The sequence below is a fragment of the Capnocytophaga endodontalis genome (assembly GCF_002209445.1).
Classification (GTDB): Bacteria; Bacteroidota; Bacteroidia; order Flavobacteriales; family Flavobacteriaceae; genus Capnocytophaga; species Capnocytophaga periodontitidis.
The window spans coordinates 2,730,229-2,745,151 of sequence record NZ_CP022022.1 but is presented as its reverse complement, the minus strand read 5'-3'; the positions used below and the strand labels follow the sequence as shown (position 1 = coordinate 2,745,151).

Annotated in this window: 13 protein-coding genes; 7 read left to right on the top strand and 6 right to left on the bottom strand. The window is 39.5% G+C overall.

From position 1 onward, the window contains the following. Positions 1-61 precede the first annotated feature (61 nt). Both flxY and CBG49_RS12390 read left to right on the top strand, forming a co-directional pair. Complete coding sequence (gene flxY, locus CBG49_RS12395) at positions 62-1,372, top strand: flexirubin biosynthesis putative acyl-CoA ligase FlxY (protein ID WP_088594710.1); 1,311 nt, start codon at positions 62-64, stop codon at positions 1,370-1,372. 7 nt (positions 1,373-1,379) lie between these two features. Continuing rightward, the gene (locus CBG49_RS12390) at positions 1,380-1,994 is read left to right on the top strand and encodes a hypothetical protein (RefSeq protein ID WP_002677249.1); all 615 of its coding nucleotides are present in this window, start codon (positions 1,380-1,382) and stop codon (positions 1,992-1,994) included. 72 nt (positions 1,995-2,066) lie between these two features. On the opposite strand, the gene CBG49_RS12385 is transcribed toward CBG49_RS12390, so the two are convergent. The 3 genes from CBG49_RS12385 to CBG49_RS12375 form a co-directional block, all read right to left on the bottom strand. Continuing rightward, positions 2,067-2,591: a hypothetical protein gene (locus CBG49_RS12385; protein ID WP_088594709.1), complete on the bottom strand. Its 525-nt coding sequence runs from the start codon at positions 2,589-2,591 to the stop codon at positions 2,067-2,069. A gap of 158 nt (positions 2,592-2,749) precedes the next feature. Continuing rightward, complete coding sequence (locus CBG49_RS12380) at positions 2,750-3,199, bottom strand: acyl-CoA thioesterase (RefSeq protein ID WP_088594708.1); 450 nt, start codon at positions 3,197-3,199, stop codon at positions 2,750-2,752. Further along, a complete protein-coding gene (locus CBG49_RS12375) occupies positions 3,174-4,430 on the bottom strand; it encodes an ABC transporter permease (protein ID WP_088594707.1) in 1,257 nt (418 codons plus the stop codon). The genes CBG49_RS12380 and CBG49_RS12375 overlap by 26 nt, the downstream gene beginning before the upstream one ends. Before the next feature lie 145 nt (positions 4,431-4,575). Between CBG49_RS12375 and CBG49_RS12370 the strand changes: the two genes are divergently transcribed. Together CBG49_RS12370 and mraY are read left to right on the top strand one after the other, a co-directional pair. Next, positions 4,576-5,274 carry a hypothetical protein gene (locus tag CBG49_RS12370; RefSeq protein WP_088594706.1) on the top strand — a complete coding sequence of 233 codons (699 nt, stop codon included), beginning with the start codon at positions 4,576-4,578 and terminating at the stop codon, positions 5,272-5,274. A 219-nt stretch (positions 5,275-5,493) separates the two neighbouring features. Further along, complete coding sequence (gene mraY / locus CBG49_RS12365) at positions 5,494-6,732, top strand: phospho-N-acetylmuramoyl-pentapeptide-transferase (protein ID WP_088594705.1); 1,239 nt, start codon at positions 5,494-5,496, stop codon at positions 6,730-6,732. A gap of 3 nt (positions 6,733-6,735) precedes the next feature. Here mraY and CBG49_RS12360 read toward each other — a convergent pair whose 3' ends face one another. Next, on the bottom strand, positions 6,736-7,407 hold the full coding sequence (locus CBG49_RS12360) for an alpha/beta fold hydrolase (protein ID WP_088594704.1): 672 nt from the start codon (positions 7,405-7,407) through the stop codon (positions 6,736-6,738). Positions 7,408-7,559: 152 nt separating this feature from the next. Between CBG49_RS12360 and CBG49_RS12355 the strand changes: the two genes are divergently transcribed. From CBG49_RS12355 to serC, 3 genes are read left to right on the top strand one after another with little or no spacing between them, the layout of a single operon-like run. Continuing rightward, positions 7,560-7,841 (top strand): GNAT family N-acetyltransferase, encoded by a 282-nt coding sequence (locus CBG49_RS12355; protein WP_009412912.1) that lies wholly within the window; start codon positions 7,560-7,562, stop codon positions 7,839-7,841. 27 nt (positions 7,842-7,868) lie between these two features. Further along, positions 7,869-8,834 (top strand): D-2-hydroxyacid dehydrogenase, encoded by a 966-nt coding sequence (locus tag CBG49_RS12350; RefSeq protein WP_088594703.1) that lies wholly within the window; start codon positions 7,869-7,871, stop codon positions 8,832-8,834. Next, positions 8,821-9,882, top strand: coding sequence for a 3-phosphoserine/phosphohydroxythreonine transaminase (serC, locus tag CBG49_RS12345; protein WP_088594702.1), 1,062 nt, complete (start codon positions 8,821-8,823; stop codon positions 9,880-9,882). The genes CBG49_RS12350 and serC overlap by 14 nt, the downstream gene beginning before the upstream one ends. Positions 9,883-9,954: 72 nt before the next feature. On the opposite strand, the gene metG is transcribed toward serC, so the two are convergent. After that, on the bottom strand, positions 9,955-12,021 hold the full coding sequence (gene metG / locus CBG49_RS12340; protein ID WP_088594701.1) for a methionine--tRNA ligase: 2,067 nt from the start codon (positions 12,019-12,021) through the stop codon (positions 9,955-9,957). 81 nt (positions 12,022-12,102) lie between these two features. Further along, on the bottom strand, positions 12,103-14,832 hold the full coding sequence (locus CBG49_RS12335) for a PD-(D/E)XK nuclease family protein (protein ID WP_088594700.1): 2,730 nt from the start codon (positions 14,830-14,832) through the stop codon (positions 12,103-12,105). Between the last annotated feature and the right edge of the window lie 91 nt (positions 14,833-14,923).

Below are 14,923 nucleotides of genomic sequence, written 5' to 3'. Positions count from 1 at the left end.
TGCCAAAGGTGTGAGCCACACGGGCATTAGAACCTTTGGCAAAGTTTTATTAACGAAAATAATGAGTGCACTTATTCCAACCATAGAAACCCAATCGGAAGCCGAGATTGTAGCTTTTCAAGAAGAAAAACTGCGAGAGCTATTGCAATATCTCAATGAAAAATCGGTTTTTTATCAAAATCTCTTCCGCAAGCACCATATCCGTATAGAGGATATCCGCACCCTTGCCGATTTACAAAAAATACCCACAACCCATAAAGACGATTTGCAACGCGAGAACGACGCTTTTCTCTGCGTGCCTAAAACTGCTATTGTAGACTATGCTTCTACCTCAGGCACTATGGGAACGCCCGTTACTTTCGGTCTCACTGACAGGGATTTAGACCGTTTGGCGTACAACGAAGCTATCTCATTAGCTTGTGCAGGCATTCAAAAAGGCGATGTAGTTCAACTGATGACCACTATCGACCGCCGTTTTATGGCAGGCTTGGCTTATTTCTTAGGCATACGCAAAATGGGAGCGAGCATCATTAGGGTAGGGGCAGGAATACCCGAATTGCAATGGGATTCTATCCGATTGTACGAGCCTAAATACCTTATTGCGGTGCCTTCTTTTGTGCTAAAAATGATAGAATATGCCGAGAAGAATGGTATCGACTATCGCGCTTCTTCTGTAAAGGGAGTAGTGTGTATAGGAGAAGCGTTGCGCAATCAAGATTTTAGCCCTACGCTCTTAGCAAAAAAGATTACCGAAAAATGGCAGGGATTGCAACTTTACTCCACTTATGCTTCTACCGAGATGAGCACTACTTTCACCGAGTGTGAGTACCAACACGGAGGGCATCACCACCCCGAGCTCATCATCACCGAGGTATTAGACGATGAAGGACACCCCGTACCCGATGGTGAGAGTGGAGAACTCACGATTACTACTTTGGGAGTGGAAGGTATGCCATTGTTGCGTTTTCGCACAGGCGATATAGTAGCGATGCACAGCACCCCCTGTAATTGCGGGCGACATACGGCACGAGTGAGTCCTGTACTGGGTCGCAAACAGCAGATGATTAAATACAAAGGAACGACCCTCTACCCGCCAGCCCTAATGGATTTGCTTACAGGCTTTGAGGCTATAGAGAATTACATTATAGAAATCAATACCAATGATATCCTCACCGATGAAATTCTTATCAAAATAGGAACAAAAACTCCTACTGAAGCACTTCGTGAGCAAATAAGTCATCATTTCCGCGCTAAACTCAGGGTAGTGCCTAAGATTGAGTTCTGCGATATAGCCCTTATTGAACAACAGCTCTATCCGTTGGGCAGTCGCAAACCGATGAAATTTGTAGATAAACGCAAACCCTTAAATTAAATTGTATATGAAAACAAAAAAACTATTAGCAATCTTATTTTTATGTGTTACTTTAGCTGTAACAGCCCAAGATTTTCAAGAAGAAAGAGGTAATTTATCTTTTCTGAAAGATCAAAAAGTCGTAAATGTAGAGTTTAAATACGATAATTTGCGACTAATGAAAGACAATGTTACCGAAAAAGAATATGTAGATGAACGTCGTGAATACCTAAATAATAAAGATAAAGGAAATGGTGATGTTTGGTTTAAGAAGTGGGAAAATGCTAAAGAAGGTATTTGGCAACCCAAGTTTTTAGAGCTTATGGTAAAGACTATTACATCATCTAAAGGTATTGAATTTAAAGAAGGAGCTACTGATGCCCCTTATACTCTCATTGTGGATGTACAATGGATATACCCAGGTTGGGATGCTTGGGTGATGAAACAAGCTGCCAAAGTAACAATGGTCTTGAAATTTGTAGAAACACAAAACAAAGATAAAGAACTATTTCAGTTGCGTTCTATTGAGGCTCCAGGTGATCAGTTTGGTAATAATTTTAGCAATGAATCACGTATAGGCGAGGGCTTTGCAAAAACCGCTAAATCCTTTGGGAAGCTTATTGTCAAACGCCTTAAAAAGTAACAATAATTACAACACTTTTAACTTCAATACACTTTGTCAAAGTCCTTGGACTTTGACAAAGTTTTTTTGTTTTCAAGAATAGAGATTTGTTAAATCTTTATCTAATACCATTCGATTGAAAGCAAAAAGCCCTTTTTCTATTTCTCGGGCTGTTTTGTTATGTTCTTTTGCAAGTTTTTGCAGAAAATCTAAATAATTAAGCCAGCTATTAGAAGTAATAACTTTCCATTCAATTTTGTAAAGAGTCTTTAAAGCTTGCATACAGCGTTCATCAATAATCGGATAGTTATCACTATCTGTTACACTTAAAATTGCAGAAGCGACCGGAATTCTTACACCTTTGAGTTCTGTTAGCTTCTCTATTTTTTTCTTCTCATCACTTTCTGCAAAGGCTTCTCTAGTGATTTTCTCTACAAGGGCAGCATCGTTAGAATCATATCTTTTTTTAGCACGACGTGATTTCCACAAGCAAATTTGCATAAACTCATCTTTGGTAAGATAACCTTTTTTACGCCATTCTTTTCCCTCTTCGTAAAGCCTTTTTTCTACATCGTAAGACTCTATGTAGAAGTCTAATTTTTCAATAAATTCGTTCATTTTAATTCTTTTAGTACTTTATTTTTTAAAAGTGAAAATTTCTCACTAAATTCATAAAAGTTATCTTTTTCAATGATTTTACTATATTTGTTGAATAATTTTTTTAGTTCTTCATTAGGGACATTTGCTAATTTTCCTACAAAGTAAAAGTAAAGACATCAATTGTCAATTGTCACTTTTTTCTCCCATTCTTCGTAGAAAGTGGGTTTATACAGCGATAAGCTATTGTCTTTTAATGAAGTAAATACCTGTACAGTTTCTCCTGTACAAACCAATTCATTGGCTTCATTGTAGATAAAATACTGAAAGATGAGTTTCGCTACATTGCTGGGAATATAGTGAGTTTCAATGCGCAAGCGTTCGCCATAGCGCACCATCTTCTTGTGTTCGCATACACTCTTCACAATAGGGGTTGCATAGCCTTCGCGCTCTACATCAAGGTAAGAAATACCGTACTTTCTCCCAAACGCCTCACGTCCGTCTTCAAAATATTTGATGTAGTTGCCGTGCCATACAATACCAAGTGGGTCGGTTTCGCTAAAGCGTACCGTAATAATAAGACTCTCAGATAAATTCGCAGGTTTATACGTTTCTTTTGGCTTTGTCATAATAAATAGAGATAAGAATACAACTGATGAAAAAGAGCAGTAAAGCACCTATTTTAGGCAACAAACTACTCGCAGAACCGCCTCTTAGCAATACCTCATAGAAGGATTGTAATCCCCAGTTCATAGGGGAAATATTAGAAAGCAATTGCATAATGTGGGGCATTGCAAAGGTGGGTATCCACACGCCTCCAATGGCTGCAAAAAGCACCGTGAGGGTAGCTCCCAAGGGCGCTGATTGTTCTTGTGTTTTTGCTAAAGTACCTAAGAGTACCCCCAAGCCTATTGCCGAAAGCCCTGACACTATGGCGACTAACAGCAAGGATAAAAGTTTACCTCCCACGTCCAATGTTGGTAAGCCTAAGTAAGGAAATACGAACACCCCCATTACTACCATCAAAGCGAATTGTAGAAAGCTAATCATCAGAAAAACAATGATTTTAGCGGTGAGTAATGCCCAGTAGGGTAGGGGACTTGTGAAGAGTCGGAGTCCCGTGCCTTGTGTTTTTTCCTTTACAATACTCGCCGATAGCGGTATGGTAATGAAGAAGATAGCAAAGAGAGCCCACGCGGGTACGTTGTGCTGGGTAGCGTTGGGGATAGCAGCAGTAGCCGTATTAGGATTGATTTCTCTAAAACTCACTAATGCTTCTGTTTTTGGTAAACTCACCCCTTCCTCTAACTGACTCTCAAAGGCTTTATAAATATACTGATTTTCTATTTGGTATAGCAATTTGTCAATGCCACTCTTCACACTTTCTTTAAACGAAGTCTGCAAAGTCGGGTCAAAATAAAGGCGTATTTCTTTGGTAGTATAAGCCGTTTCAGTAGGTGTTACGGTCTCGCCTGCAAAAGTGCTGATAATCGTCTCAACATTCTGTTGCACTTTATTTTGCAAGCTGGAGGAGAGTTCAGCAGGAATTACAATAGCCAGCAGGTAGTTACCTTTCAGCACCTGCTCACGCGCCATAGCTTCGTCAATAGGTTTGCCGTCCAACGTTTTCACCATTTCGAAAGCACTTCCTTCTAAGCTCTTACTGATATTTTTGGCAATTTCACCGCCATCGTTGTCCACTAACAGAACGGCTGTTTTCTGCTCACTGATATTCTTAAAAGCTCCGTCCTGCAAAAGCGTAATGGTTACCACCAATAGCAAAGGCATCGCAAAGAGAATGATAAGTGCCCCCACATCGCGCAACAGCAATAAGGCTTCTTTTTTTATAGATTGAAACATAACGGTTTGAATAGGGGGCAAAGATACAGATATTTTGCTAATTATTTCCCAATTTCTAAATCCTAATTCCTAAAATTTTTCGTCATTCATAATTATTTTGTACATTTGCGCCTTGATTTGCTGCTTTCTTAAACTTATATAACAAATGAAGAAATTTATTCTATTAACTATAGCGTTCATCACCTTGCAGTCTTGCAGTGTAACCAATGTATTTACCTTTCATAACGATGGAACCATTTCCACTGATATGACCTTAGATATGAGCGAAATGCTCGCTATGGAAGCTAAAGCAAAACAAGGTGAAAATAGCCTGAGAAATGTGAATATGCCCAAATTTCCTAAGGAATGGCAATCGGTATATGACTTTCGAAAAACTATAGGCAGTAAGGATTCTATCTCAGAAGAAGAGGCTACTTTGCTCAAACGTTCTATGATTAAAGGACTGTTTAAAGACGATAAAGAAGTGGGATTCGAACTTCGTTTTAGTCATTTTCCTCCTGAACAGTTCGCTTCTATCACTACTATTTTAGACAAAGCAAAGCAGAAAAATACCCCCTTACTATTGCCATCTTTTAAATGGGAAGGTAAAGAATTGCATATTGATATGAATGTTTTCGATTCCAAAAATGATGATGAACAAGCAGAGTGTCTTGCTCAAATGAAAAAAATGTTCAACATAGAGCTCAATAATACTCTTGTTTTTGAAAATAAAATAAAGAAAATAAAAGGCAAACATCCTTTTATTCAAAAAATAGATGCACACACTATAAAAATAGATGTAAATGCTCCAGAAGGCAAAAAGAAAAAGAAACGTGATAGTGAAATTGTGATTATAACAAAATAATTGTTATTTTCGTTTTTGGCGAAAAAGTAAAATAAGAAGATGCGTTATTTTCGTTTTTGGCGAAAAAGTAAAATAAGAAGATACTTTATTTTCGTTTTTGGCGAAAAAGTAAAATAAGAAGATATGTTATTTTCGTTTTTGGGCTAAAAAGTAAAATAAGGAGCGTACTTTTCACGTTAAAAAATAACCCCATTTTAATTGTTAATTGTTCATTGAAAAATGTTATACCATTTACTAGAAAATCTTGAAAAATATTACGACTTTCCAGGGTCGGGATTATATAAATACTTGTCGTTTCGTGCAGGTTTAGCTTTGATGCTTTCTCTGCTCATTTCCACTATTTATGGGAAACGCATTATCAGTTTCTTACAACGCAAACAGATAGGCGAAACGGTACGCGATTTAGGTCTTAGCGGTCAGAATGAAAAAGCAGGAACACCTACAATGGGGGGAATTATCATCATCCTTGCAACTCTCATTCCCGTATTGCTCCTCGCAAAGTTAGATAATGTCTATACCTTGCTCCTTATCATCACAACTGTATGGATGGGAACTATTGGCTTTATCGACGACTATATCAAAACTTTCCGCAAAAATAAAGAGGGTCTTAAAGGGCGTTTCAAAGTATTAGGACAAGTAGGCTTGGGAATTATCGTAGGGGCAACCCTTTATTTCAATAGCAATGTAACTATTAAAAATGAAAAAACGGGTATTGGTCGTGCACGTACTGAAGTAGTTGCCCAAAATAATACCGATAATGTAGTAGTCCCTGAAGTAAAATCTACTAAAACTACCATTCCATTTGTAAAAAATAACGAGTTCGACTATGCCGACCTTATTGCGTGGACGGGTGATAACTATCACCACTATGTGTGGCTCATCTTTATTCCTATCGTCATTCTCATTGTTACTGCTGTTTCTAACGGCGCAAACCTTACCGATGGTATCGACGGACTGGCGGCGGGAAGCTCGGCAATTATAGTCCTGACTCTGGGGATTTTTGCTTGGATTTCAGGTAATATTATCTTCTCAGAATACCTCAATATTATGTATATTCCAAGAGTAGGAGAAATGACGGTGTTCATTGCTGCTTTTGCAGGGGCTTTGGTAGGTTTCTTATGGTACAACACTTATCCCGCTCAAGTGTTTATGGGCGATACGGGTAGTTTGACCATAGGAGGCATCATCGCTGTAATTGCCATCGCTGTACGCAAAGAATTGCTCATTCCTGTACTTTGCGGCATTTTCCTAATTGAAAACTTATCGGTGATACTACAAGTAGCCTATTTTAAATATACGAAGAAAAAATATGGCGAGGGCAAACGCATCTTTTTGATGTCGCCTTTGCATCACCATTATCAAAAAAGAGGCTATCACGAAAGCAAAATCGTAATGCGTTTCCTTATTGTAGGTATCTTTTTAGCAGTTATCAGTATAGTAACACTGAAAATTAGATAATCTTCAATCCTCAATTGCTAATTGTGGAATTAGATTCTCGTTAAACCATTTATACCGATTGATAATCATAATATGAGTGCCGTTCTTTACTACAACGGCATTTTTTATATACTGAATAGGAAAAACAGGGTCTTTATCACCGTGAATGTGAATCGTGCGAGGTAAAGGCTCTTTTTGTTGCCAATTCACAATGCGATCTATCGACCAATCAAGGTAAGCAGGCGAACGCATCCCGATGTACTTTTCGTATAAGGCTATGCGTTTGCTCAGTATCTCAGAAAATGAAAATCGCTTCCAAAATTCTAAATTGCTAATAGTGCGTGTAGGTAATAACTTATGCAAATTTGTATAGCGCGCTAAAAGCATTTTCTTAGGTAGTTCGTATTGTGTTTTTACGCTCGATATAACTACTAACTTCCTATAATTGTTGCGTTGTTTAGCAATTTCTTGTACGATAATCCCTCCAAACGATACCCCCAATAGCACTGGCGACGAATCAGTAATTTCTTCAGCAATACGTCCTGCATAGTGCGCCAAACTCTCGTTTTTTTCAGGTGTAATCCAGTCTAATAAATGCACGCGATAGTTACTCGGGAATTGTAAATGCTCAAAAATCTTAGGGCTGGCAGCCATTCCAGGCATTAAATAAATAGAAAGATTATCTTTTATATTCATTTGATATTGTTTTTTTACGAAAAATTAGTAACTTTGCAGCGAAATAATTTGGTAAGAACCTTACCTCTTATCTCTTTCCTAACAAAAGCAAAGTTACAACTTTTTGTTGAATAATACATATTACTAATTGAAAAACTAAAAAACGCAATACAATGGAAGTAATAGACAGTGAATTCTCACGCCAGTACCAAGCCAAAATCAATGGTGAACTTGCCTTTGTAGACTACGCTATACAAGAGCGCAAAATATTCTTTACCAAAACCTTATTGCCCGAAGCAACCGATGAAGCCCTTATTGATGAGTTCTTCAAAGGGGTCTTAGCGCTGGTAGCACAAAAAAAATATAGGGTTGTGCCTGTATGTCCTGTGGCTATAGCTTTTTTTAAACGCAATAAGGAATATAAAGATGTATTACCCGCTGGCATCCGAATATAAAGTTGTTAATCATTAATTGTCAATTATATGAAAGCCGTATTTTTAGACCGCAATACGCTCTCCGAGCGTATAGATGTGGATATTCCTAAAGGGGTAGTACAATGGGTCGCATTCCAAAAAACTGCCCCCGACGAAATTGTTCAACGCCTTAAACCCGCTGATATAGCTATCGTAAACAAGGTGAAACTCGATGAGAGTATCCTCAGGCAGCTGCCTAACCTCAAGCTCATTCACCTCACCGCTACTGGTATGGATAATATCGATAAAGAAGCAGCCAAAGCATTGGGCATAGAAGTGAAAAATGTAGCTGGCTACTCTACCGAGAGTGTTACTGAACACTTTTTTATGATGTTGCTTTCAGCTATGCGCTCTCTCAAAACCTATCACGCAAATGTAAGCGATGGCACTTGGCAAAAAGATGGTCGCTTTTGTCTTACTGAGCCTCCAGTGTTTGAACTGCACGGCAAAACCTTAGGAATCATAGGCGTAGGTAATATCGGTAAAGCTATTAGCAAAGTAGCTGAAGCCTTTGGTATGAAAGTGCTATGGGCTGAACGACAAGGCAGAGTACCACGCAGCAAAGAATATACTGATTTTGATAAGGTATTAGCACAGAGTGATATTATTTCCCTCAACTGCCCGCTTACCCCTGAAACTAAACATTTAGTAAATGAAGAGTTTGTGTCTAAACTTCGCAAAAAACCGTTGCTCATCAATATGGCACGTGGGGCAATAGTCGATCCTCAAGCAGTATACGAAGCTATCGAAAGTAACCGTATTATGGGCTTTGCTACCGATGTGTTTGAAAGTGAACCTCCTTTGGCTACTGATCCTCTTCTAAAAATAACCGACCACCCTCGTGTGATTTATACCCCTCACGTAGCTTGGGCAAGTGAGTACGCACAAGATAAATTATGGCGTACCCTCAAACGCCAAGTTGAAGATTTTATAGTAAAATATAAGGCTGAACACGAACAAAATGAAAAAGCATAATTTTAGCGCTGGTCCCTCTATCTTAGCACCTGAGGTATTCCAAAAAGCCTCTGAAGCCTTGTTAGACTTTGAGGGGACTGGCTTATCGGTGATAGAAATATCTCACCGCAGTCCAGAGTTTGTACGTGTGATAGAACGCGCTCGTGCATTGGCATTGGAAATTGCAGGATTGGACGATTCGTACGAAACTCTCTTCTTGCAAGGAGGTGCTAGTATGCAATTCTTGATGGTACCTTACAACCTCCTCGAAACCAAAGCTGCTTATATAGATACAGGTACTTGGGCTAACAAAGCACAAAAAGAAGCTGCTCTCTTTGGTAATACCGAAGTAATTGCTTCCTCTAAAGCCGATGGTTATAAGTACATTCCTAAAAATGTAACTGTCCCTACAGATGCTAACTATCTGCACATCACTACCAATAATACTATTTATGGTACCGAATTTCACAGCTTGCCACAAACTGATATTCCTTTGGTAGCCGATATGAGTTCCGATATTTTCTCACGCCCATTAGACTACAAACAGTTTAGTTTGATTTATGCAGGTTCACAGAAGAATTTAGGCGCTTCAGGGTCTACTTTGGTGATTGTGAAGAAGGATATATTGGGGAAGGTAAGCCGTAAACTACCTTCAATGATGGACTATCAGTTGCATATCAAAAACGATAGTATGTACAATACACCTTCTACTTTTGCAGTATATGTAAACCTATTGGTACTCGAGTGGATACAAACGCAAGGTGGATTGCAAGCCTTAGGCAAACGCAACCAAGCTAAAGCCGATTTGCTTTATGGAGAAATCGACCGCAACCCATTAGTAGTAGGCTATGCTAACAAAGAAGATCGCTCTCTAATGAATGTAGTGTTCAACCTCACTGACGAAAACACCAAAGAACGCTTTGATACTTTGTGTAAAGAAGCGAATATCAGTGGGATAAAAGGACACCGCAGTGTAGGAGGCTATCGCGCTTCTATCTACAATGCTTTGCCTTTAGAAAGTGTACAAGTATTAGTAGATGTACTCAAAGAATTTGAACAAACAGCGTAATAATAAATTAGTTGAAAATAAAAATCCCCCAAGAACATTCGCTCTTGGGGGATTTTTATTTAATGAAAAAACTTATTTCACTTCAGTACCATTGGCAATCCCCTCGGCATCAGGGTTGATGAAGGTGTATTTACCTTCACTATTCTCTACCATTAGTATCATTCCTTGACTTTCTACACCGCGTAGTTTGCGAGGGGCAAGGTTTGCCAATATGGTTACTTTTTTGCCAATAATCTCTTCAGGAGCAAAACTTTGCGCAATTCCTGAGACGATAGTGCGCTGGTCGATGCCCGTATCTACTTTTAAGATAAGAAGTTTATCAGCTTTAGGCATTTTCTCAGCTTCTAAAATAGTACCAATACGAATGTCCATTTTTGCAAAATCATCGTAACTGATGAGTTCTTTTTGTGGAGCAACAGTTACTTCGGTATTGGATTGGGCTTCTTGTTTGTTAGCTAATTTGGTATTCTCTAAACGCTGTAATTGCTTTTCGATAGCAGCATCTTCAATTTTTTCAAAAAGAAGTTCCGCAGTACCAATGCGATGTCCTGCTTTTAGCAATTCGGTGGCATTTGTTTTTAGGTTCTCCCAAGTGATAGATCCCAATTGCAACATACGTTTCAATTTCTCGGATGTGAAAGGCAAGAAAGGTTCGCTGGCAACTGCCAAAGCAGTGGCAATTTGCAAAGCGACATACATTACTGTTTTTACGCGTTCAGGGTCGGTTTTGATGAGTTTCCAAGGCTCTTCATCGGCTAAATATTTATTGCCTAAGCGCGCCATATTCATCAGTTCTTGTTGAGCTTCACGGAAACGGTAGCGCTCTAATGATTGTTCTATTTTCTCAGTAAGTTCTGTGATTTGGCGAAGCGTTTCGGTGTCTATATCGTTGAATTCTCCTGCAGCAGGTATAACTCCTTCGTAATATTTCTGCGTTAGCACAGCCACGCGATTGATGAAATTTCCAAAGATAGCCACAAGCTCGTTGTTGTTGCGTGCTTGAAAGTCTTTCCACGTAAAGTCGTTGTCTTTGGTTTCAGGAGCGTTGGCGGTAAGGGCATAGCGCAATACATCTTGCTGATTAGGAAAATCTTGCAAGTACTCGTGTAACCACACTGCCCAGTTTTTGGAGGTAGAGAGTTTGTTGCCTTCTAAGTTGAGAAACTCATTGGCAGGAACGTTAGTAGGCAATATATAGCTGCCTTCGGCTTTGAGCATTGCAGGGAAGATAATGCAGTGGAATACGATGTTATCTTTTCCTATGAAGTGCACTAATTCAGTGTTTTTATCTTGCCAATAAGGACGCCAATCTTTGCCTTCGCGTTCAGCCCATTCTTTAGTAGATGAGATATAACCGATAGGCGCATCAAACCACACATAGAGCACTTTACCTTCAGCACCTTCTACAGGTACAGGAATCCCCCAATCGAGGTCGCGAGTTACAGCACGTGGTTTGAGTTCATCGTCGAGCCAACTTTTCACTTGCCCATATACATTAGGTTTCCAATCGGATTTATGACCTTCTAATATCCATTTTTCCAAAAACTCTTGGTAGCGATTGAGGGGCAAAAACCAGTGTTTGGTAGCTTTTAGCGTAGGTTTGCTACCAGTGATTGATGATTTAGGGTCGATGAGGTCAGTAGCGTTGAGCGAACTACCACAACGCTCGCATTGGTCGCCATAAGCCTCAGGATTGCCGCATTTTGGGCAAGTGCCAATCACAAAGCGGTCGGCAAGGAATTGGTGCGCTTCTTCGTCGTAGAGTTGTTCGGATATTTCTTCGATAAAATCACCTTGTTCATATAGTTTTTTGAAGAAATCGGAAGCTGTTTGGTGATGAATAGGGGCAGAAGTGCGCGAATAATTATCGAATGAAATGCCAAAATCGGCAAATGATTGCTTGATAATCGCGTGGTATTTATCAATAATAGCCTGAGGGGTAGTACCTTCTTTTTTAGCTTTGATAGAGATGGCTACTCCGTGTTCATCGCTCCCGCAAATAAAGGCTACATCGTTGTTTTTCAATCGTTGATAGCGTGCAAAAATATCGGCTGGCACATATACTCCCGCCAAGTGACCAATGTGGATAGGCCCGTTCGTATAGGGTAAAGCCGCTGTAATGGTATAACGTTTAGACATCTTTTGAGTTTTGAATTATGAATTTGAACGGCAAAAGTACAAATAATTTGTTAATTAGCCAATTTGTCAATTTGTCAATTGTTAGTATTTTTCATAGAAAGGGGTGTTGATATCAAAGATTTCGCGCAATAGTTCTTCGGTGTATTCACTGTACAAAGCCAGAGTTTGAGCGGTTACATCATAGTCTTTTACCTTGTCGAAATAGGTATGGAATGGCAAGAGACCTTTTTGCAAACGCTTGAATGATAGGTTAGCAACTATCATTTTTTCATTGATATTTAAGTGCTTAGTAATCATATAGGCATAAGTGAGCAGCTGGAAGGCTTTGCTATACTTAATGTCGGTAATGAGGTTATTCCAATCTTTGATGCGCACATCGGTTTCTTCTACAATACCCGTTTTGTAGTCGATAATATGCAACACTCCATTGCGTCTGTCTACACGGTCGATAATCCCCTTGAAATAGATAGGGAAGGGGAGGTGAGGAGCTTGGAAAGGTATTTTTATTTTCTGTTCTAAATAGAGAGGAATAATTTCGGTACCACTCTTTATTTCGTTGAGTTCTAAGGCTAAAAAACTGCATATGTACTTTTCTATCACATTGAAGATGAGCCAGTTTTTGCCTGTTCTGAAATCAGTACTTCTATACTCTTCTTCAAAGCGTTTTTCGATAGTAGGGAGTACCAAAGGTTGTATTTTTTTGATGTGCTCTTCAGTGAGTATTTCGTTTAAGAAAGGTGTGTACAAATCTTCCAAAGTGCCGTGAACGATATTTCCAAAAGTACGAGCTTCAACAGTTTCTTCTACCTCTTTTTCTTCGTATATATGCAGTACTTGTTGCTCGTAAAAAGTGAGTGGATTACGGATGTAAGTAGTTAGTGCTGAAGGTGAAATGCCTTTCTCGGCAAGGACTTTTAGCACATCGATTACAGCGGTTGTTTTTTCGATGGTAAGCGGTCGCAGTACTGCTGGATATACTTCAGGAGCTTTGATTTGGTGTATGACTTTGTGGGTGGGGATTTTCTCAGCTAACACTTGGAGGATAAACCTACTTTTTTCTTTGCTTTTCAGGCTGTCCATCTCGGTGTCGTAAAACAAGTGTACTTGCTTGGCGCGCTGCAAAATACGGTAGAAGTTATAGCTATACACGGCATCTCGTTCCTTGAAAGTAGGCAGTTCTAACACGTGTTTCACATCGTAAGGAATAAGCGAATCACCACTTTTGCCTAACGGAAGTACCCCTTCGTTTACTGAGGTGATAATCACGCGGTCAAAATCCAAACTACGGCTTTCCAGCACCCCCATTACTTGCAAGCCTTCCAAAGGCTCACCGCGGAAATTGAGTGAACTCTTCTGTAAGACATTTAAATAGAAATGATAAAGCGTTTTCACCGAATCGATATAGCCGTATTGCTCTTGCAACTGCTTCAACTGATTGAATAACTGAAAGAAACGATAAGCATACTCCTGAGTGAGTAGGTGAGTATTGCTCTCAGGGTCGATTTGTGCTTTTAGGCGATAGATAAGCGTAATAGCATTGTCGATAAGGGTAGTGATGAGTGCTTTGCCTTTGGCATCGGGGAATAGCAAAGTAAGCATTTCGTGTTCGGTTTCATCTACCGACTCGAATAGCTTTTTACGAGTGATATAGGTGAGGTTGTGCGTTTTGATATACTGCGAAATATGGCGTACCACTTCTTCTTTTAGCAAGGTGTGCAAGAAAGGTTGAGAGAGCAAGTTCAGTATATCTTTATGGTAAAAACTCTTTGAGAGATGCAAGCGGAAATAGGCGACAAAAAGGTCGTTGAGAGGAGTTTGCTGCAAAGGGTAACCCATCGTGATGTTCACACTTGTTTTGGGTTGTACAGCTTGCAGTACAGGGATGAGCAGATTCTCATCGGCGATGATGAGGGCGGTTTTTTCCAATGCTTTGGTAGGCGTATTTTTGAGTAGTTCGGCTACACTATGCGCCTGATTGATGCTTTTGGGTACTCCCGTGAGATAGAGTTCTTTTTCTTTTTCGTAATTGCTTTGTATGAACTTAGGTTTATGGGTTTGGTAATAGCGCCAACTGTTAGTATATTTGCGCAAGAAGAACCCTGCATCGTGAGTAGGATTGTTCAAAAAATAAGTATCGCCATCCCAATAAATTTCACCGCCTATATCCATTAATATAGATTGAATCACGTGCTGTTCGGCTTTGGAAAGGGCGTTGAAACCGACGAATATATGAATGCTATTGCTGTGTGTTTGCAGGTATTCAGGGAGTTTCTCAACAGCTTTTTTAGCGATGAAACCGCCATAACCTTTACCCATTTCAGTGAGTTTGCTGTTGAGAGCGAAATAGTAATCGCCGAGGCTATTCCAGAAAGCTAAGTGCTTTTTCTGCATCTCGCTAAGCTCATCCATACCCGACCAGTGTTCAGCTTCTTTGAGGGCGTGGATATAAGGAAAAATCTTATCGGGGTTTACTAAATACTGGTCGATTTCGCTAAAATCTTTGAGAGCCGTTTGTCCCCAACTGAGGAACTCTTCAAAGCTATCGGGGGTGTCTTTACAAGTTTTTGAGTAGCAATCGTAAAACTCAAAAAGCAAAGGCAAATTGCTGATAGGCTGTACCCCTGAAATACGCGTAAATAGGTCGGCTATACCTATGAACTCAGGGGCAATAGTAGCGTGCTTTACCTGCTCGGCAAAGTGTTTTTTGAGGAAGAGTGCTGGGCGTTTCCCTGTAGTAACAAACACAAGGCGCTCTATCTTATCAGGATAGTTTTCTAAAACATCGGTAATAACTTCTTGTAAATAACTCATAATCAATTAATAATTGATAATTAACAATTAACAATTGACAATTTGTCCTCCAAATATCTAATAGTGAGCACTCGTTAGCTTTCCTGAAAGG

Bases quoted from the DNA above. Each gene is read 5' to 3' on its own strand.
- mraY (WP_088594705.1), top strand. From the start codon at position 5,494: ATGTTATACCATTTACTAGAAAATCTTGAAAAATATTACGACTTTCCA.
- serC (WP_088594702.1), top strand. From the start codon at position 8,821: ATGAAAAAGCATAATTTTAGCGCTGGTCCCTCTATCTTAGCACCTGAG.
- flxY (WP_088594710.1), top strand. From the start codon at position 62: ATGAGTGCACTTATTCCAACCATAGAAACCCAATCGGAAGCCGAGATT.
- CBG49_RS12355 (WP_009412912.1), top strand. From the start codon at position 7,560: ATGGAAGTAATAGACAGTGAATTCTCACGCCAGTACCAAGCCAAAATC.
- CBG49_RS12380 (WP_088594708.1), bottom strand. From the start codon at position 3,199: ATGACAAAGCCAAAAGAAACGTATAAACCTGCGAATTTATCTGAGAGT.
- CBG49_RS12370 (WP_088594706.1), top strand. From the start codon at position 4,576: ATGAAGAAATTTATTCTATTAACTATAGCGTTCATCACCTTGCAGTCT.
- metG (WP_088594701.1), bottom strand. From the start codon at position 12,021: ATGTCTAAACGTTATACCATTACAGCGGCTTTACCCTATACGAACGGG.
- CBG49_RS12360 (WP_088594704.1), bottom strand. From the start codon at position 7,407: ATGAATATAAAAGATAATCTTTCTATTTATTTAATGCCTGGAATGGCT.
- CBG49_RS12335 (WP_088594700.1), bottom strand. From the start codon at position 14,832: ATGAGTTATTTACAAGAAGTTATTACCGATGTTTTAGAAAACTATCCT.
- CBG49_RS12375 (WP_088594707.1), bottom strand. From the start codon at position 4,430: ATGTTTCAATCTATAAAAAAAGAAGCCTTATTGCTGTTGCGCGATGTG.
- CBG49_RS12390 (WP_002677249.1), top strand. From the start codon at position 1,380: ATGAAAACAAAAAAACTATTAGCAATCTTATTTTTATGTGTTACTTTA.
- CBG49_RS12385 (WP_088594709.1), bottom strand. From the start codon at position 2,591: ATGAACGAATTTATTGAAAAATTAGACTTCTACATAGAGTCTTACGAT.
- CBG49_RS12350 (WP_088594703.1), top strand. From the start codon at position 7,869: ATGAAAGCCGTATTTTTAGACCGCAATACGCTCTCCGAGCGTATAGAT.